General features: G+C 52.0%; 18 protein-coding genes. 9 read left to right on the top strand and 9 right to left on the bottom strand.

From position 1 onward, the window contains the following. The first annotated feature begins 32 nt into the window (after positions 1-32). The 5 genes from dnaE to tilS all read left to right on the top strand — a co-directional run bounded on the left by dnaE (position 33) and on the right by tilS (position 8,532). The gene (gene dnaE, locus BEB42_RS22770; protein ID WP_001294748.1) at positions 33-3,515 is read left to right on the top strand and encodes a DNA polymerase III subunit alpha; all 3,483 of its coding nucleotides are present in this window, start codon (positions 33-35) and stop codon (positions 3,513-3,515) included. Between the two features lie 12 nt (positions 3,516-3,527). Further along, positions 3,528-4,487 carry an acetyl-CoA carboxylase carboxyl transferase subunit alpha gene (gene accA, locus BEB42_RS22765; RefSeq protein ID WP_000055746.1) on the top strand — a complete coding sequence of 320 codons (960 nt, stop codon included), beginning with the start codon at positions 3,528-3,530 and terminating at the stop codon, positions 4,485-4,487. Positions 4,488-4,584: 97 nt separating this feature from the next. Continuing rightward, entirely contained in the window at positions 4,585-6,726 is a 2,142-nt protein-coding gene (gene ldcC, locus BEB42_RS22760; RefSeq protein ID WP_001021007.1) for a lysine decarboxylase LdcC, read from the top strand. 56 nt (positions 6,727-6,782) lie between these two features. After that, positions 6,783-7,172 carry a VOC family protein gene (locus BEB42_RS22755; RefSeq protein ID WP_000901098.1) on the top strand — a complete coding sequence of 130 codons (390 nt, stop codon included), beginning with the start codon at positions 6,783-6,785 and terminating at the stop codon, positions 7,170-7,172. 64 nt (positions 7,173-7,236) lie between these two features. Then, positions 7,237-8,532 (top strand): tRNA lysidine(34) synthetase TilS, encoded by a 1,296-nt coding sequence (tilS, locus tag BEB42_RS22750; protein WP_105267570.1) that lies wholly within the window; start codon positions 7,237-7,239, stop codon positions 8,530-8,532. Positions 8,533-8,584: 52 nt separating this feature from the next. Here tilS and rof read toward each other — a convergent pair whose 3' ends face one another. After that, positions 8,585-8,845: a Rho-binding antiterminator gene (gene rof / locus BEB42_RS22745; protein WP_000062318.1), complete on the bottom strand. Its 261-nt coding sequence runs from the start codon at positions 8,843-8,845 to the stop codon at positions 8,585-8,587. Continuing rightward, a complete protein-coding gene (locus BEB42_RS22740) occupies positions 8,832-9,032 on the bottom strand; it encodes a YaeP family protein (protein ID WP_000417058.1) in 201 nt (66 codons plus the stop codon). Before BEB42_RS22740 ends, rof begins: the two co-directional genes overlap by 14 nt. 165 nt (positions 9,033-9,197) lie before the next feature. On the opposite strand from BEB42_RS22740, the gene BEB42_RS22735 reads away from it, so the two are divergent. Genes BEB42_RS22735 through nlpE form a run of 3 tightly spaced genes read left to right on the top strand, consistent with a single transcriptional unit; the run spans position 9,198 to position 10,886 of the window. Further along, the gene (locus tag BEB42_RS22735) at positions 9,198-9,743 is read left to right on the top strand and encodes a YaeQ family protein (RefSeq protein ID WP_001185279.1); all 546 of its coding nucleotides are present in this window, start codon (positions 9,198-9,200) and stop codon (positions 9,741-9,743) included. Continuing rightward, on the top strand, positions 9,740-10,162 hold the full coding sequence (gene arfB / locus BEB42_RS22730) for an alternative ribosome rescue aminoacyl-tRNA hydrolase ArfB (protein ID WP_000605341.1): 423 nt from the start codon (positions 9,740-9,742) through the stop codon (positions 10,160-10,162). Before BEB42_RS22735 ends, arfB begins: the two co-directional genes overlap by 4 nt. Positions 10,163-10,175: 13 nt before the next feature. After that, positions 10,176-10,886 (top strand): envelope stress response activation lipoprotein NlpE, encoded by a 711-nt coding sequence (nlpE, locus tag BEB42_RS22725; RefSeq protein WP_000239168.1) that lies wholly within the window; start codon positions 10,176-10,178, stop codon positions 10,884-10,886. A 155-nt stretch (positions 10,887-11,041) separates the two neighbouring features. On the opposite strand, the gene BEB42_RS22720 is transcribed toward nlpE, so the two are convergent. From BEB42_RS22720 to metN, 7 genes are all read right to left on the bottom strand, one after another. Next, on the bottom strand, positions 11,042-11,866 hold the full coding sequence (locus tag BEB42_RS22720; RefSeq protein WP_001353447.1) for a YaeF family permuted papain-like enzyme: 825 nt from the start codon (positions 11,864-11,866) through the stop codon (positions 11,042-11,044). Between the two features lie 52 nt (positions 11,867-11,918). Continuing rightward, positions 11,919-13,637 carry a proline--tRNA ligase gene (gene proS / locus BEB42_RS22715; RefSeq protein WP_001260696.1) on the bottom strand — a complete coding sequence of 573 codons (1,719 nt, stop codon included), beginning with the start codon at positions 13,635-13,637 and terminating at the stop codon, positions 11,919-11,921. Positions 13,638-13,747: 110 nt separating this feature from the next. Beyond that, complete coding sequence (tsaA, locus tag BEB42_RS22710) at positions 13,748-14,455, bottom strand: tRNA (N6-threonylcarbamoyladenosine(37)-N6)-methyltransferase TrmO (RefSeq protein ID WP_000093999.1); 708 nt, start codon at positions 14,453-14,455, stop codon at positions 13,748-13,750. After that, entirely contained in the window at positions 14,452-14,856 is a 405-nt protein-coding gene (rcsF, locus tag BEB42_RS22705; protein ID WP_001202321.1) for an Rcs stress response system protein RcsF, read from the bottom strand. Before rcsF ends, tsaA begins: the two co-directional genes overlap by 4 nt. Before the next feature lie 117 nt (positions 14,857-14,973). Next, positions 14,974-15,789 (bottom strand): methionine ABC transporter substrate-binding lipoprotein MetQ, encoded by an 816-nt coding sequence (gene metQ, locus BEB42_RS22700; RefSeq protein ID WP_000874226.1) that lies wholly within the window; start codon positions 15,787-15,789, stop codon positions 14,974-14,976. Between the two features lie 39 nt (positions 15,790-15,828). Beyond that, the gene (locus tag BEB42_RS22695) at positions 15,829-16,482 is read right to left on the bottom strand and encodes a methionine ABC transporter permease MetI (RefSeq protein ID WP_001294600.1); all 654 of its coding nucleotides are present in this window, start codon (positions 16,480-16,482) and stop codon (positions 15,829-15,831) included. Further along, the gene (gene metN, locus BEB42_RS22690) at positions 16,475-17,506 is read right to left on the bottom strand and encodes a methionine ABC transporter ATP-binding protein MetN (protein ID WP_000593991.1); all 1,032 of its coding nucleotides are present in this window, start codon (positions 17,504-17,506) and stop codon (positions 16,475-16,477) included. Before metN ends, BEB42_RS22695 begins: the two co-directional genes overlap by 8 nt. 187 nt (positions 17,507-17,693) lie before the next feature. On the opposite strand from metN, the gene gmhB reads away from it, so the two are divergent. Beyond that, positions 17,694-18,266 carry a D-glycero-beta-D-manno-heptose 1,7-bisphosphate 7-phosphatase gene (gene gmhB / locus BEB42_RS22685; protein ID WP_001140174.1) on the top strand — a complete coding sequence of 191 codons (573 nt, stop codon included), beginning with the start codon at positions 17,694-17,696 and terminating at the stop codon, positions 18,264-18,266. Positions 18,267-18,562 lie beyond the last annotated feature (296 nt).

Raw genomic sequence — 18,562 nt, 5'->3', positions numbered from 1 at the left:
TGTGTCGAGATTAAGTAAACCGGAATCTGAAGATGTCTGAACCACGTTTCGTACACCTGCGGGTGCACAGCGACTACTCGATGATCGATGGCCTGGCCAAAACCGCGCCGCTGGTAAAAAAGGCGGCGGCGTTGGGTATGCCAGCACTGGCGATCACCGATTTCACCAACCTTTGCGGTCTGGTGAAGTTCTACGGAGCGGGACATGGCGCAGGGATTAAGCCTATCGTCGGGGCAGATTTTAATGTCCAGTGCGACCTGCTGGGTGATGAGTTAACCCACCTGACGGTGCTGGCGGCAAACAATACCGGCTATCAGAATCTGACGTTGCTGATCTCAAAAGCGTATCAGCGCGGGTACGGTGCCGCTGGGCCTATCATCGATCGCGACTGGCTTATCGAATTAAACGAAGGGCTGATCCTCCTTTCCGGCGGGCGCATGGGCGACGTCGGGCGCAGCCTTTTGCGTGGTAACAGCGCGCTGGTAGATGAGTGCGTTGCATTTTATGAAGAGCACTTCCCGGATCGCTATTTTCTCGAGCTGATCCGCACCGGCAGGCCGGACGAAGAAAGTTATCTGCACGCGGCAGTGGAGCTGGCGGAAGCGCGCGGTTTGCCCGTCGTGGCGACCAATGACGTGCGCTTTATCGACAGCAGCGACTTTGACGCGCACGAAATCCGCGTCGCGATCCATGACGGCTTTACTCTCGACGATCCCAAACGCCCGCGTAATTATTCGCCGCAGCAATATATGCGCAGCGAAGAGGAGATGTGCGAGCTGTTTGCCGACATCCCCGAAGCCCTTGCCAACACTGTTGAGATCGCCAAACGCTGTAACGTGACTGTGCGTCTGGGTGAATACTTCCTGCCGCAGTTCCCGACCGGGGACATGAGCACCGAAGATTATCTGGTCAAGCGTGCAAAAGAAGGCCTGGAAGAGCGTCTGGCGTTTTTATTCCCTGACGAGGAAGAACGTCTTAAGCGTCGCCCGGAGTATGACGAGCGTCTGGATACTGAACTTCAGGTTATCAACCAGATGGGCTTCCCGGGTTACTTCCTCATCGTTATGGAATTTATCCAGTGGTCGAAGGATAACGGCGTACCGGTAGGGCCTGGCCGTGGTTCCGGTGCAGGGTCACTGGTGGCCTACGCGCTGAAAATTACCGACCTCGATCCGCTGGAATTTGACCTGCTGTTCGAACGTTTCCTTAACCCGGAACGTGTCTCCATGCCTGACTTTGACGTTGACTTCTGTATGGAGAAACGCGATCAGGTTATCGAACACGTGGCAGACATGTACGGTCGTGATGCGGTATCGCAGATCATCACCTTCGGTACAATGGCGGCAAAAGCGGTGATCCGCGACGTAGGCCGCGTGCTGGGGCATCCATACGGCTTTGTCGATCGTATCTCGAAACTGATCCCGCCCGATCCGGGGATGACGCTGGCGAAAGCGTTTGAAGCCGAGCCGCAACTGCCGGAAATCTACGAAGCGGACGAAGAAGTTAAGGCGCTGATCGACATGGCGCGCAAACTGGAAGGGGTCACCCGTAACGCTGGTAAGCACGCCGGTGGGGTGGTTATCGCGCCGACCAAAATTACCGATTTTGCGCCGCTTTATTGCGATGAAGAGGGCAAACATCCGGTTACCCAGTTTGATAAAAGCGACGTTGAATACGCCGGGCTGGTGAAGTTCGACTTCCTTGGTTTGCGTACGCTCACCATCATCAACTGGGCGCTGGAGATGATCAACAAGCGGCGGGCGAAGAATGGCGAGCCGCCGCTGGATATCGCCGCGATCCCGCTGGATGACAAGAAAAGTTTCGACATGCTGCAACGCTCGGAAACCACGGCGGTATTCCAGCTTGAATCGCGCGGCATGAAGGACCTGATCAAGCGTCTGCAACCTGACTGCTTCGAAGATATGATCGCACTGGTGGCACTGTTCCGCCCCGGCCCGTTGCAATCAGGGATGGTGGATAACTTTATCGACCGTAAACATGGTCGCGAAGAGATCTCCTATCCGGATGTGCAGTGGCAGCATGAAAGCCTGAAACCGGTACTGGAGCCAACCTACGGCATCATCCTGTATCAGGAACAGGTCATGCAGATTGCCCAGGTGCTTTCTGGTTATACCCTCGGTGGCGCGGATATGCTGCGTCGTGCGATGGGTAAGAAAAAGCCGGAAGAGATGGCCAAGCAGCGTTCTGTATTTGCTGAAGGCGCAGAAAAGAACGGGATCAACGCCGAACTGGCGATGAAAATCTTCGACCTGGTGGAGAAATTCGCCGGTTACGGATTTAACAAATCGCACTCTGCGGCCTATGCTTTGGTTTCATATCAAACGTTATGGCTGAAAGCGCACTATCCAGCGGAGTTTATGGCGGCAGTAATGACCGCCGATATGGACAACACCGAGAAGGTGGTGGGCCTGGTGGATGAGTGCTGGCGGATGGGGCTGAAAATCCTGCCACCAGATATAAACTCCGGTCTTTACCATTTCCACGTCAACGACGACGGCGAAATCGTGTATGGTATTGGCGCGATCAAAGGGGTAGGTGAAGGTCCGATTGAGGCGATCATCGAAGCCCGTAATAAAGGCGGCTATTTCCGTGAACTGTTTGATCTCTGCGCCCGTACAGACACCAAAAAGTTAAACCGGCGAGTGCTGGAAAAACTGATCATGTCCGGGGCGTTTGACCGTCTTGGGCCACACCGCGCGGCGCTGATGAACTCGCTGGGCGATGCGTTAAAGGCGGCTGATCAACACGCGAAAGCAGAAGCCATCGGTCAGGCTGATATGTTCGGCGTGCTGGCAGAAGAGCCGGAACAAATTGAACAATCCTACGCCAGTTGCCAACCGTGGCCGGAGCAGGTGGTGTTAGATGGGGAACGTGAAACGTTAGGTCTGTACCTGACGGGACACCCTATCAACCAGTATTTAAAAGAGATTGAGCGTTATGTCGGAGGCGTAAGGCTGAAAGACATGCACCCGACAGAACGTGGTAAAGTCACCACGGCTGCGGGGCTCGTTGTTGCTGCGCGGGTTATGGTCACCAAGCGCGGCAATCGTATCGGTATCTGCACGCTGGATGACCGTTCCGGGCGGCTGGAAGTGATGTTGTTTACTGACGCCCTGGATAAATACCAGCAATTGCTGGAAAAAGACCGCATACTTATCGTCAGCGGACAGGTCAGCTTTGATGACTTCAGCGGTGGGCTTAAAATGACCGCTCGCGAAGTGATGGATATTGACGAAGCCCGGGAAAAATATGCTCGCGGGCTTGCTATCTCGCTGACGGACAGGCAAATTGATGACCAGCTTTTAAACCGACTCCGTCAGTCTCTGGAACCCCACCGCTCTGGGACAATTCCAGTACATCTCTACTATCAGAGGGCGGATGCACGCGCGCGGTTGCGTTTTGGCGCGACGTGGCGTGTCTCTCCGAGCGATCGTTTATTAAACGATCTCCGTGGCCTCATTGGTTCGGAGCAGGTGGAACTGGAGTTTGACTAATACAGGAATACTATGAGTCTGAATTTCCTTGATTTTGAACAGCCGATTGCAGAGCTGGAAGCGAAAATCGATTCTCTGACTGCGGTTAGCCGCCAGGATGAGAAACTGGATATTAATATCGATGAAGAAGTGCATCGTCTGCGTGAAAAAAGCGTAGAACTGACGCGTAAAATCTTCGCCGATCTCGGTGCATGGCAGATTGCGCAACTGGCACGCCATCCACAGCGTCCTTATACCCTGGATTACGTTCGCCTGGCCTTTGATGAATTTGACGAACTGGCTGGCGACCGCGCGTATGCAGACGATAAAGCTATCGTCGGGGGTATCGCCCGTCTCGATGGTCGTCCGGTGATGATCATTGGTCATCAAAAAGGTCGTGAAACCAAAGAAAAAATTCGCCGTAACTTTGGTATGCCAGCGCCAGAAGGTTACCGCAAAGCACTGCGTCTGATGCAAATGGCTGAACGCTTTAAGATGCCAATCATCACCTTTATCGACACCCCGGGGGCTTATCCGGGTGTGGGCGCAGAAGAACGCGGTCAGTCTGAAGCCATTGCACGCAACCTGCGTGAAATGTCTCGCCTTAGCGTACCGACTATTTGCACCGTTATCGGTGAAGGTGGTTCTGGCGGCGCGCTGGCGATTGGCGTGGGCGATAAAGTGAATATGCTGCAATACAGCACCTATTCTGTTATCTCGCCGGAAGGTTGTGCGTCCATTCTGTGGAAGAGCGCCGACAAAGCGCCGCTGGCGGCTGAAGCGATGGGGATCATCGCTCCGCGTTTGAAAGAACTGAAACTGATCGACTCCATCATCCCGGAACCGCTGGGCGGTGCTCACCGTAACCCGGAAGCGATGGCGGCGTCTCTGAAAGCGCAGCTGCTGGCGGATCTGGCCGATCTCGACGTGTTAAGCACTGAAGATTTAAAAAATCGTCGTTATCAGCGCCTGATGAGCTACGGTTACGCGTAATTCGCAAATGTTCTGAAAAGGGTCACTTCGGTGGCCCTTTTTTATCGCCATGGTTTGAGCGGGCTATGATTAAGGAAGGATTTTCCAGGAGGAACACATGAACATCATTGCCATTATGGGACCGCATGGCGTCTTTTATAAAGATGAGCCCATCAAAGAACTGGAGTCGGCGCTGGTGGCGCAAGGTTTTCAGATTATCTGGCCACAAAACAGCGTTGATTTGCTGAAATTTATCGAACACAACCCACGAATATGCGGCGTGATTTTTGACTGGGATGAATACAGTCTCGATTTATGTAGCGATATCAATCAACTTAATGAATATCTCCCGCTTTATGCCTTCATCAATACTCACTCGACGATGGATGTCAGCGTGCAGGATATGCGGATGGCGCTCTGGTTCTTTGAATATGCGCTGGGGCAGGCAGAAGATATCGCCATTCGTATGCGTCAGTACACCAACGAATATCTCGATAACATTACCCCGCCATTCACTAAAGCCTTGTTTACTTATGTCAAAGAGCGGAAGTACACCTTTTGTACGCCGGGGCATATGGGTGGTACCGCGTATCAGAAAAGCCCGGTAGGCTGTCTGTTTTATGATTTTTTCGGCGGGAATACCCTCAAGGCGGACGTCTCTATTTCGGTAACCGAGCTAGGTTCGTTGCTCGACCACACCGGGCCACATCTGGAAGCGGAAGAGTACATCGCACGGACTTTCGGCGCGGAACAGAGTTATATCGTCACCAACGGAACATCGACGTCGAACAAAATTGTGGGTATGTACGCCGCGCCATCCGGCAGTACGCTGTTAATTGACCGCAATTGTCATAAATCGCTGGCGCATCTGTTGATGATGAACGATGTCGTGCCGGTCTGGCTAAAACCAACACGTAATGCGTTGGGGATTCTGGGTGGGATCCCGCGACGAGAATTTACCCGCGACAGTATCGAAGAGAAAGTCGCTGCTACCACGCAGGCACAATGGCCGGTTCATGCGGTGATCACCAACTCAACCTATGATGGCTTGCTCTACAACACCGACTGGATCAAACAGACGCTGGATGTCCCCTCGATCCACTTCGATTCCGCCTGGGTCCCGTATACTCATTTTCATCCGATCTATCAGGGCAAAAGTGGTATGAGTGGCGATCGGGTGGCAGGAAAAGTTTTCTTCGAAACGCAATCGACCCACAAAATGCTGGCGGCGTTGTCGCAGGCATCACTGATCCACATTAAAGGTGAGTACGACGAAGAGGCGTTTAATGAAGCCTTTATGATGCATACCACCACTTCGCCCAGTTATCCCATTGTTGCTTCGGTTGAGACAGCGGCGGCGATGCTGCGTGGTAATCCGGGCAAACGGCTGATTAACCGTTCAGTAGAACGAGCGCTGCATTTTCGCAAAGAGGTCCAGCGGCTGCGGGAAGAGTCTGACGGCTGGTTTTTCGATATCTGGCAACCGCCGCAGGTGGATGAAGCCGAATGCTGGCCCGTTGCGCCTGGCGAACAGTGGCACGGCTTTAACGATGCGGATGCCGATCATATGTTTCTCGATCCGGTTAAAGTCACTATTTTGACACCGGGGATGGACGAGCAGGGCAATATGAGCGATGAGGGGATCCCGGCGGCGCTGGTGGCAAAATTCCTCGACGAACGTGGGATCGTAGTAGAGAAAACCGGCCCTTATAACCTGCTGTTTCTCTTTAGTATTGGCATCGATAAAACCAAAGCAATGGGATTATTGCGTGGGTTGACGGAATTTAAGCGCTCTTACGATCTCAACCTGCGGATCAAAAATATGCTGCCCGATCTCTATGCAGAAGATCCCGATTTTTATCGCAATATGCGTATTCAGGATCTGGCGCAAGGGATCCATAAGCTGATTCGTAAACACGATCTTCCCGGTTTGATGTTGCGAGCATTTGATACTTTACCGGAGATGATCATGACGCCACATCAGGCATGGCAACGGCAGATTAAAGGCGAAGTAGAAACCATTGCGCTGGAACAACTGGTCGGTAGAGTATCGGCAAATATGATCCTGCCTTATCCGCCTGGCGTACCGCTACTGATGCCAGGAGAAATGCTGACCGAGGAGAGCCGCACGGTACTCGATTTTCTGCTGATGCTCTGTTCAGTGGGCCAGCGCTACCCCGGCTTTGAAACGGATATTCACGGCGCGAAACAGGACGAAGATGGCGTTTACCGCGTACGAGTCCTAAAAATGGCGGGATAACTTGCCAGAGCGGCTTCCGGGCGAGTAACGTGCTGTTAACAAATAAAGGAGGCGTTATGCTGGGTTTAAAACAGGTTCACCATATTGCGATTATTGCGACGGATTATGCGGTGAGCAAAGCTTTCTACTGCGATATTCTCGGTTTCACGCTGCAAAGCGAAGTCTATCGCGAAGCGCGCGATTCGTGGAAAGGGGATTTGGCGCTTAATGGGCAATATGTGATTGAGCTTTTCTCATTTCCGTTCCCGCCGGAGCGCCCCAGCAGACCGGAAGCTTGCGGCCTGCGTCATCTGGCTTTTAGCGTTGATGATATCGATGCGGCAGTGGCGCATCTTGAAAGCCATAACGTGAAATGTGAAGCCATACGTGTCGATCCCTACACGCAAAAGCGCTTCACATTCTTTAACGATCCGGACGGACTGCCGTTGGAACTGTATGAGCAGTAAGGCTTGTCATCGCCATATTTGCCCGGTAACGTGCCGGGCATTGCTACTGTAAAATCGCACCATCATGACACTCACTCTCAATAGACAACTTCTCATCTCACGCCAGATTCTGGTGGCCTTTAGCGGCGGGCTTGACTCCACCGTTCTGCTGCATCAGTTGGTGCAGTGGCGGACGGAAAATCCGGGCGTCACCCTGCGCGCTATTCATGTGCATCATGGTTTAAGTGCCAACGCTGATGCTTGGGTGAAACATTGTGAAAATATCTGCCAGCAGTGGCAGGTGCCGCTGGTGGTTGAGCGTGTGCAACTTGCGCAAGAGGGGCTAGGTATTGAGGCTCAGGCGCGGCAGGCACGTTATCAGGCATTTGCTCGTACCCTGTTACCTGGTGAAGTGCTGGTTACAGCGCAACATCTCGACGATCAATGTGAAACGTTTCTGCTGGCGTTAAAACGTGGTAGCGGCCCTGCAGGGCTTTCGGCTATGGCGGAAGTCTCGGAGTTTGCCGGAACGCGGCTGATCCGACCGTTGCTCGCCCGCACACGGGGAGAACTGGAGCAGTGGGCGTTGGCGCATGGTTTACGTTGGATTGAAGACGAAAGTAATCAGGACGACTCATACGATCGTAACTTCCTGCGCCTACACGTAGTGCCGTTATTGCAGCAGCGTTGGCCGCATTTTGCCGAAGCAACGGCCCGCAGCGCTGCACTTTGTGCTGAGCAAGAGAGCCTGCTGGATGAACTGCTGGCAGATGATTTAGCACACTGTCAAACGCCGCAGGGGACGCTGCAGATTGCGCCAATGCTGGCGATGAGTGATGCCCGTCGCGCGGCGATTATCCGCCGCTGGCTGGCAGGGCAGAATGCACCGATGCCTTCCCGCGACGCGTTGGTGAGGATCTGGCAGGAAGTGGCGCTGGCGCGAGAAGATGCTTCCCCCTGTTTACGTTTGGGGGCGTTTGAAATCCGCCGCTATCAATCGCAACTGTGGTGGATTAAATCCGTCACTGGGCAAAGCGAAACCATTGTGCCGTGGCAGACGTGGTTACAACCGCTGGAATTACCGGCGGCGCTGGGAAGTGTACAGCTTACTGCGGGAGGCGATATTCGCCCTCCGCGTGCAGACGAAGCGGTCAGTGTGCGTTTCAAAGCGCCAGGATTGCTGCATATTGTCGGGCGCAATGGTGGGCGTAAGTTAAAGAAAATCTGGCAGGAACTGGGCGTACCGCCGTGGTTGCGTGACACCACGCCACTGCTGTTTTATGGCGAAACGCTGATTGCAGCGGCAGAGGTATTTGTGACGCAAGAAGGTGTGGCTGAAGGTGAGAATGGCGTAAGTTTTGTCTGGCGGCGAAACGCTTAGTTAAGTGAAAGCCGGATAAGACGCATCAAACGTCGCATCCGGCGAAAGTAAATCAGGACTCGCTCACCACCACCGTACCGATTTCCGGGTGGCTAAAGCTGGTAATTTTATCCAGACGTAGCTCGCGGGTTTCGCCAGCAGCTTCGACGACCAGATATTCCACATTTTTGCGGGAGACTAAATCGCTGGCCTTCCCCTGCAGTTTTTCGCCATCTTTCAGCTCAAGTGTCAGCATTAAATGATGCTGGCAGGCGAGCTCAAGATTATCGTAATCATCACAATTGATTGGTTGATACGTATCATTCATTGACATAATCGCTCACCAGTAAGTTTGCCGCAGCGTATGCTGCTTTTTCCCTGACAGCCTCAGAAAGGGCATCGTCGGCAGCCATTTCATTCAGCACTTTCAAAACGCAGCCCAGCGCGTCCGGAACGTATCCTAAGTCTCCGCTGGCGATTTCCGCGTACCGCTTGCGTATTAACTCACAATATTTTTCCACATGCCCTCCTGTCAGCACTCTGACTTAACCGTGGATGCAAGTCTAAGCCTACGAAGATAAACTCTGTTTCGCAAGGTGACTATACCACACTCATTTCTGCAATATCAGCGTCGCAACTGCACGTATTCCGTTACAATGGCCTCCTGATTCGAAAGGAGTTTTCTTATGGCGCTTAAAGCGACAATTTATAAAGCGACGGTTAATGTGGCCGATCTCGACCGCAACCAGTTTCTCGATGCCTCTCTGACGCTGGCGCGCCACCCTTCAGAAACACAGGAGCGCATGATGCTGCGCCTGCTGGCGTGGCTGAAATATGCCGATGAGCGTCTGCAATTTACCCGAGGTTTGTGTGCCGATGATGAGCCGGAAGCGTGGCTGCGTAATGATCATCTGGGCATTGATTTGTGGATTGAACTGGGATTGCCGGATGAGCGGCGGATTAAGAAAGCCTGCACCCAGGCCGCAGAAGTGGCGCTGTTTGCCTATAATAGTCGGGCAGCGCAAATCTGGTGGCAGCAAAATCAGAGCAAATGTGCGCAGTTTGCCAATCTTTCCATCTGGTATCTGGACGACGAGCAACTGGCAAAAGTGAGCGCCTTTGCCGATCGTACCATGACGCTGCAGGCAACGATTCAGGATGGGGTGATTTGGTTATCGGATGATAAGAATAATCTGGAAGTAAACTTAATCGCCTGGCAACAACCTTCATGATTATGATTTCCCGACATGTTGCTATCCCCGATGGCGAGCTTGAGATCACCGCCATTCGTGCGCAGGGCGCGGGCGGGCAGCATGTGAATAAGACCTCAACGGCTATTCATCTACGTTTTGACATTCGAGCGTCCAGCCTGCCAGAGTATTACAAAGAGCGCCTGCTCGCTGCCAGCCATCATCTGATTAGCAGCGATGGAGTGATTGTCATCAAGGCACAGGAATATCGCAGCCAGGAACTGAACCGCGAAGCGGCGCTGGCACGGTTGGTGGCAGTGATTAAAGAATTAACAACAGAACAAAAAACCCGGCGACCGACACGACCTACCCGCGCATCAAAAGAGCGCAGGCTGGTATCGAAAGCACAAAAATCAAGCGTGAAGGCGTTGCGCGGCAAAGTGCGCGGCGGTCGGGAATAAAAAGAAGGAATGGATGGTGAAAAAAGCGATAGTGACAGCGATGGCTGTAATCAGCCTCTTTACACTGATGGGATGTAATAATCGGGCCGAAGTCGATACGCTTTCCCCGGCGCAGGCCGCTGAACTGAAGCCGATGCCGCAAAGCTGGCGCGGCGTGCTGCCGTGTGCTGATTGCGAAGGTATCGAAACCTCACTGTTCCTCGAAAAAGACGGAACATGGGTGATGAATGAACGTTATCTGGGCGCGCGTGAAGAGCCTTCCTCTTTCGCCTCCTACGGTACATGGGCGCGAACCGCTGACAAACTGGTATTAACCGACAGTAAAGGTGAAAAGTCATATTATCGGGCGAAAGGAGATGCGCTGGAGATGCTCGATCGTGAAGGCAATCCGATCGAATCGCAGTTCAACTATACACTGGAACCGGCAAAATCCAGCCTGCCAGTGACGCCGATGACTCTACGCGGCATGTATTTTTATATGGCTGATGCGGCAACCTTTACTGATTGTGCGACCGGAAAACGTTTCATGGTAGCGAATAACGCTGAGCTGGAACGGGGCTATTTGGCTGCCCGCGGCAACAGCGAGAAACCGGTGTTACTGTCAGTAGAAGGTCACTTTACGCTTGAGGCTAATCCGGATACTGGTGCGCCGACCAAAGTATTTGCGCCCGATACGGCAGGTAAATTTTACCCGCACCAGGATTGCAGTAGTTTGGGGCAGTAAGCCATCGTGAGACAGAAACAAACGAAAAATTGCCTGATGCGCAGCGCTTATCAGGCCTACAGCCAATAATGCAACATTTTGTATTAGCACGATTTTGTAGGCCGGGTAAGGCGCTCACGCCTCATCCGGTATTTTGTGGACGAGGCTGGCTTTTATCACTGAGTCAACCCAACGAAGCGACCCGCTTTGATATAAATCCCTGGCTTCAAGTGCCCAATATACTCTAATTGCGTTTCTGGCTTAAACACAGAGACATCGCCAGTACGCATATGCATCAGATCGGCAGGGCTAATCCAGCCAGACTGTGCCAGCGTAAGCGGATGTCCGGCTTTGGCAAATGCATCAGTGACAAATTCCGAACAAAACCACGACTTTTTGTCTCCTTCGCTCACACTGCTTAACTGCGCTTTCGCCAGGCCGCTGACGCACTGTTGGCGAAAATCCTCGGAGAACGGATTCAGTGAGCACATCTGGCGAGTCACCATAAATGGAATAAATTCGACAATGCCGCGATAGTTATAACCGCTATCTTTGATTTTATTGGCAAACGCGGTAATTTCTGTGGCTTGTTGCGGGGTAAGATCCGGGACTCGTAAGACGAAAAGCTTATCACTATGCTTCATCGCTTTTTTAAGGGAAACAATCTGGATGCCATCTCCTGTCGCTTCTGCAACGTTATTATCTCCCAAAAAGATTGCAACGTGGCTCACTGAGGAAGTGCTGAAGACGCGGATACCAAATGAAGTTACCCCAAGGCTTGAGGAGAACAGTAAATCGCCGGGTTTGAGATCAGGTTCTGTTATTTCTTTTATTGATTGTTCGGTGAAAGAGCTTTGATGCTGGAATTTGACTGCCCATGTTTTTGCCTTGGCATCTACCGCTGTGGCTGATGAGTCTGGTTGGCTGATATCAACGGTACAGGCCGAAAGTAAAAGAAAGCAGGGGAGAAGCAGGCACCAGTGCGCCTTTGGTTTATCCATTTTATACAATCCATGTAAAAAAGGGTCCTGAAATTCAGGACCCTTTCTGGCATCAGCCTTTAATCTGTTTCACCAGATAATCGACGATGTCACCGGTCTTAATTAACTGTTTCTCACCGTTACGACGGTATTTGTATTCGATATCGTCGTTGTCGAGGTTACGGTCGCCCAACACGATAGTGTGCGGAATACCGATCAGTTCCATATCAGCAAACATCACGCCCGGACGTTCTTTGCGATCATCCAGCAGCACTTCGATACCCTGTGCGCGCAGTTCGCTATACAGTTTCTCAGCCAGCTCCTGTACGCGGAAGGATTTGTGCATGTTCATCGGCAGAATCGCCACCTGGAAAGGTGCGATAGCGTCAGGCCATACGATGCCGCGTTCGTCGTAGTTCTGCTCAATTGCCGCCGCTACTACGCGCGTTACGCCGATACCGTAGCAACCCATAGTCAGGATCTGATTACGGCCATCTTCACCCTGAACGGAGGCTTTAAGTGCTTCGGAGTACTTAGTACCCAGCTGGAAGATGTGACCGACTTCGATACCACGTTTGATCAGCAGCGTACCCTGTCCATCCGGGCTTGGATCGCCAGCCACTACGTTACGGATATCCGCAACTTCCGGGGTTGCGACATCGCGATCCCAGTTGATACCGAAGTAGTGTTTGCCATCGATGTTAGCACCAGCAGCAAAATCACTCATCGCCGCAACAGTACGGTCAATTACTACCGGAATCGGCATGTTTACCGGACCCAGTGAACCCGGACCGGCTTTAACCACGGCACGAATTTCTTCTTCAGTCGCGAAAGTCAGCGGGCTTGCAACCTGCGGCAGTTTCTCAGCTTTAACTTCGTTCAGCTCGTGGTCACCGCGAACCAGCAGCGCAACCAGCGGGAAGCTACTGCCTTCAACGGCTTTAACCAGCAGAGTCTTAACCGTTTTTTCAATCGGCAGATTGAATTGTTCTACCAGTTCAGCGATGGTTTTCGCGTTCGGCGTATCAACCAGCGTCATTTCCTGGGTAGCAGCAGCGCGCGGTTCTTTCGGCGCGATAGCTTCTGCCAGCTCAATGTTCGCTGCATAGTCAGAGGTGTCGGAGAAGACCACATCGTCTTCACCGCTCTGCGCCAGCACCTGGAATTCGTGAGAGGCGCTGCCGCCGATAGAACCGGTATCGGCCTGTACGGCGCGGAAATCCAGCCCCATGCGGCTGAAGATTTTGCTGTAGGCCGCATACATTGCATCGTAGGTTTCCTGCAGGGATTCCTGAGAGGTATGGAAAGAGTAAGCATCTTTCATCAGGAATTCGCGGGAACGCATGACGCCGAAACGCGGGCGTACTTCATCACGGAACTTGGTTTGGATCTGATAGAAGTTCAGCGGCAGCTGTTTGTAAGAGCTCAGCTCGTTACGAATCAGGTCGGTAATCACTTCTTCATGAGTTGGGCCAAGTACGAACGGACGGTCACCACGGTCAGCAATACGCAGCAATTCCGGGCCATACTGTTCCCAACGACCACTCTCTTGCCACAGTTCAGATGGCTGAACCACCGGCATTAACACCTCGATCGCACCGGCGTTGTTCATCTCTTCACGCACGATGTTTTCGACTTTTTTCAGAACGCGCACGCCGGTCGGCAGCCAGGTGTATAACCCGGAGGCCAGCTTGCGGATCATCCCGGCGCGTAACATCAGCTGATGGCTGATCACCTCGGCGTCGGCAGGTGTCTCCTTAAGAGTGGAGAGCAGGTATTGGCTAGTACGCATGTTGTTACGGTTCCAGTTGGAAGGTAGAGCAGGCTCAAGGCGAGCCTGGGACAAAAAAAGTGATTTAGTTTACCAGTGCAAAAGAAATGTCAAAAGAGAAGGGCGCGAATTTAACGCGGTTCCAGCGCAAAGACTTCAAAACCAGCGTCGGTGACGCGCCAGCGAACGTTAAAATTATGCAGCCAGACGGCATAGGTTTTGCCCGTTTCCTCACCTTTACGATAGGCTGGACGCGGGTCCTGCGCCAGTACTTCGCGGATAAACAGCGTTAACTGCGGATAGCGCTTCTCCAATGTCAAAAGCTGCTTTTCGACCTCTAAGGTAAAACTCACCGCCATCTCTGCCGCTGGTGCACTTTGCGCATAGCTGGCACTGGCATCAGGAAGCGATTCGGCAAAGGGAAGATACGGTTTGATATCTACCACCGGCGTACCATCGACCAGATCCAGACTGCCGAGCTTCAGAATCACGTTATCTTTATGACAAATAACTTCCTTCAGCTCTACCAGCGACATACCAATCGGGTTAGGGCGGAAAGTAGAGCGTGTGGCGAAAACGCCCATTCTGGCGTTACCGCCGAGGCGCGGTGGACGCACAGTCGGACGCCAGCCGCCTTCCATTGTTTGATGAAAGACAAAAAGGATCCATAAATGGCTAAACGCTTCCAGGCCGCGAACGGCGTCGGCCTGGTTGTAGGGAGCAATGAGATGCAGTTCACCGTTGGCGCTTTTTACCAGACCTGGCTGGCGCGGAACGGCGAATTTTTCTTTATAGGGCGAGCGAATAACGCCTATTTGCTCGAACTGGAAACTGCTCATTTCGCCGTAATGTTAAGCGCAGAACCGATACATACAGCCTGACGATAGCAGCCTGGCGTACCGCTGGTAACTTCGCAGCTATGCAGTAATACCGCATTGGCTTTCATTTTAGAGGCATTGATTTGCATCCGCTTACGCGCGGTTGGAATGCTCGGCGGAGAGTCCTGATTAGAGGCCTGGCAAGAATCGCCACTGACTTCACCGAGATCGCGGAATGGTTTGCCGACTAATTCTTCTGCATTGGTATAAATTCGGACCGGCGCGGCGCGCGGTGCTTTTGGTTTTGCAGGCTCCGCTTTCGGCTGGGGTGCAGTGCTTTGAACGGGTTCGACAGGGGATCTGCTTAACATGGAACAGCCGCTTAGCATGAGTGCTACTAAACAGATCGGTAAAGCACGCATAGTATTTCCTCAATGTATGATCAAAACGTCAATATTGAATCAGGAGCTTGTAAAAATGACAAGACGGGCAAGCGCCCGTCCTGAATGATATTACAAATTGTGGAAACAGCCTAAAAATTACCAGCCTTTAACAGCGCCACCGTTAAACACTTTGTTCGCTGCTTCGTAAACTTCGTCAGACTGATAAGCCTGGACGAATTTCTTCACGTTCTCTGCGTCTTTATTATCTTCACGCGTCACGATCAGGTTTACGTACGGAGACTCTTTATCTTCGACAAAGATACCGTCTTTCGCCGGAGTCAGGCCAATCTGGCTGGCATAGGTGGTGTTGATAACCGCCAGAGCGATTTGCGCATCGTCCAGAGAGCGCGGCAGCTGCGGTGCTTCCAGCTCAACAATTTTCAGGTTTTTTGGGTTCTCAACAACATCAAGAACTGTTGGCAACAGGCCAACGCCATCTTTCAGTTTGATCAAGCCCACTTTTTGCAGCAGCAGCAGTGAACGACCAAGGTTAGTCGGGTCGTTTGGCACGGCAACCTGCGAACCATCCTGCAGTTCATCCAGCGATTTGATTTTCTTGGAGTAACCGGCAATCGGATACACAAACGTGTTGCCTACTGCGACCAGTTTGTAGCCACGATCTTTCAGTTGCTGATCAAGGTACGGTTTATGCTGGAAGGCGTTGGCGTCGATATCGCCTTTGCTCAATGCTTCGTTTGGCAGAACATAGTCGTTGAAGGTGACCAGCTCAACGTCCAGGCCATATTTGTCTTTCGCGACTTTCTGCGCGACTTCTGCAACCTGCTGTTCGGCACCAACAATCACGCCGACTTTAATGTGGTTTGGATCTTTTTCATCCTGACCGCAGCCTACCAGTGCCAGTGATCCAATCAGGGCTCCCACTGCCGCAAAGGTTTTGAATTTGAACGCCATACCTTATTCCTTCTTCAATTATTTATGTTGTGTTGAACGTTATTTGCGAGTGACAGCCCGGACGATGCGGTCGCCTGCGAACTGAATTAAATAAACCAGAATGACCAGCAATACCAGTACCGTATTCATCACCGTCGCGTTGTAGCCGATGTAGCCATACTGATAGCCAATCTGACCTAAACCACCGGCACCGACTGCGCCACCCATTGCGGAATAACCAACCAGGGTAATCAGGGTGATAGTTGCCGCATTCACCAGACCTGGCAACGCCTCCGGTAACAGCACTTTACGGACGATCTGCATTGGCGTGGCACCCATTGCGCGGGAAGCTTCAATTAACCCGGTTGGGATCTCCAGCAGAGCGTTCTCGACCATACGGGCAATAAACGGTGCTGCACCAACTGTCAGCGGAACAATCGCTGCTTGCAAACCAATCGATGTACCGACAATAACGCGAGTAAACGGAATCATCCATACCAGCAAGATAATGAACGGGATGGATCGGAAAATGTTCACAATCGCAGAAACGGTACGATACAGCTTCGCGTTAGCAATAATTTGCCCCGGACGCGTGACATAAAGCAGGACGCCAACCGGCAGGCCAATCACAAAACCAAAAAAACCGGATACGAAGGTCATTGCCAGCGTTTCCCATACGCCACGAACCAGCAGCCACATCATCGGCTCAGACATAACCCAGTACCTCTACTTTTACATGGTGTTCCTGCAGCCAGGCAATGGCGGCTTGCGTATCTTGTTGTGTGCCGTGCATTTCAGTCAGCATGATGCCGAACTTAACGCCACCGGCGTAATCCATCTGCGCGCTAATAATGTTGTTATTGACGTTGAAACGACGCGCGGTTTCAGAAAGCAGCGGGGCATCGACCGATTGACCGGTAAACTCCAGACGCAGCATCGGCACGCAGTCAGCGAATGGTTCCGCTTGCAGTCGTTCCTGATAGTCTTCCGGGATATCCAGATGCAGGGTCGACTGAATAAACTTCTGCGCTAGCGGCGTTTTCGGATGCGAGAACACTTCACTTACCGTGTCCTGCTCGATCAACTCGCCATTACTGATCACCGCCACGCAATCACAAATGCGCTTCACAACGTCCATTTCGTGGGTGATCAACAGAATCGTCAAACCCAGACGACGATTGATGTCTTTCAGCAGTTCGAGAATAGAACGTGTTGTTGCCGGGTCCAGCGCGCTGGTGGCCTCATCACACAGCAATACTTTGGGATTGCTGGCTAACGCACGGGCAATCGCCACACGTTGTTTCTGCCCACCGGAAAGGTTAGACGGGTAACTATCATGCTTATCGCCAAGACCAACCAATGACAGTAATTCTGTCACGCGACGTTTAATCTCGTCTTTCGGCGTGTTGTCCAGCTCCAGCGGCAGTGCCACGTTGCCAAAAACAGTGCGCGAAGAGAGCAGGTTAAAATGCTGGAAAATCATACCAATCTGGCGGCGAGCTTTGGTCAACTCGGATTCTGACAGCGTGGTCAGTTCCTGACCATCGACCAGCACGCTACCCTCGGTTGGGCGCTCCAGCAGGTTTACACAACGGATAAGCGTACTTTTACCCGCACCTGAGGCACCGATAACGCCATAAATTTGTCCAGCTGGCACATGCAGGCTGACGTTGTTCAACGCCTGGATGGTGCGGGTGCCCTGGTGGAACACTTTGGTGATATTCGAAAGTTTTATCATTGATTATTTATTATCGTCATTAAGTTAGTCGTGGCATTTCGAATGCCTGAAACGGTCAAAGCCGTCAATGAAATGGATGTTAAGGCATCCAGACGTCTAAATCAATCAGGTTTATGCGAAGAGCACTTTCTTGCAGGTCGAAACATGCGATACTAGCGTCACATGCCTTATTAAGGAGCTATAAAAGGTGGCGAAGAGCGTACCCGCAATTTTTCTTGACCGTGATGGCACCATTAATGTCGATCACGGCTATGTCCATGAGATCGACAACTTTGAATTTATCGACGGTGTTATTGACGCCATGCGCGAGCTAAAAAAAATGGGCTTTGCGCTGGTGGTAGTAACCAACCAGTCTGGCATTGCTCGCGGTAAATTTACTGAAGCACAGTTTGAAACGCTGACCGAGTGGATGGACTGGTCGCTGGCGGACCGCGATGTCGATCTGGATGGTATCTATTATTGCCCGCATCATCCGCAGGGTAGTGTTGAAGAGTTTCGCCAGGTCTGCGACTGCCGCAAACCACATCCGGGGATGCTTTTGTCAGCACGCGATTATTTGCATATTGATATGGCCGCTTCTTATATGGTGGGCGATAAATTAGAAGATATGCAGGCAGCGGCTGCGGCGAACGTGGGAACAAAAGTGCTGGTGCGTACGGGAAAACCTATTACGCCTGAAGCAGAAAACGCGGCGGATTGGGTGTTAAATAGCCTGGCAGACCTGCCGCAAGCGATAAAAAAGCAGCAAAAACCGGCGTAATGATTAAAAGATGAGCGGTTGAAATAAAAATGCATTTTTCCGCTTGTCTTCCTGAGACGACTCCCTATAATGCGCCTCCATCGACACGGCGGATGTGAATCACTTCACACAAACAGCCGGTTCGGTTGAAGAGAAAAATCCTGAAATTCAGGGTTGACTCTGAAAGAGGAAAGCGTAATATACGCCACCTCGCGACAGTGAGCTGAAAGCCGCGTCGCAACTGCTCTTTAACAATTTATCAGACAATCTGTGTGGGCACTCGAAGATACGGATTCTTAACGTCGCAAGACGAAAAA

The organism is Escherichia sp. MOD1-EC5990 (assembly GCF_002965285.1).
GTDB classification, from domain to species: domain Bacteria; phylum Pseudomonadota; class Gammaproteobacteria; order Enterobacterales; family Enterobacteriaceae; genus Escherichia; species Escherichia coli_F.
This window is presented reverse-complemented; position numbering and strand designations above follow the sequence as displayed.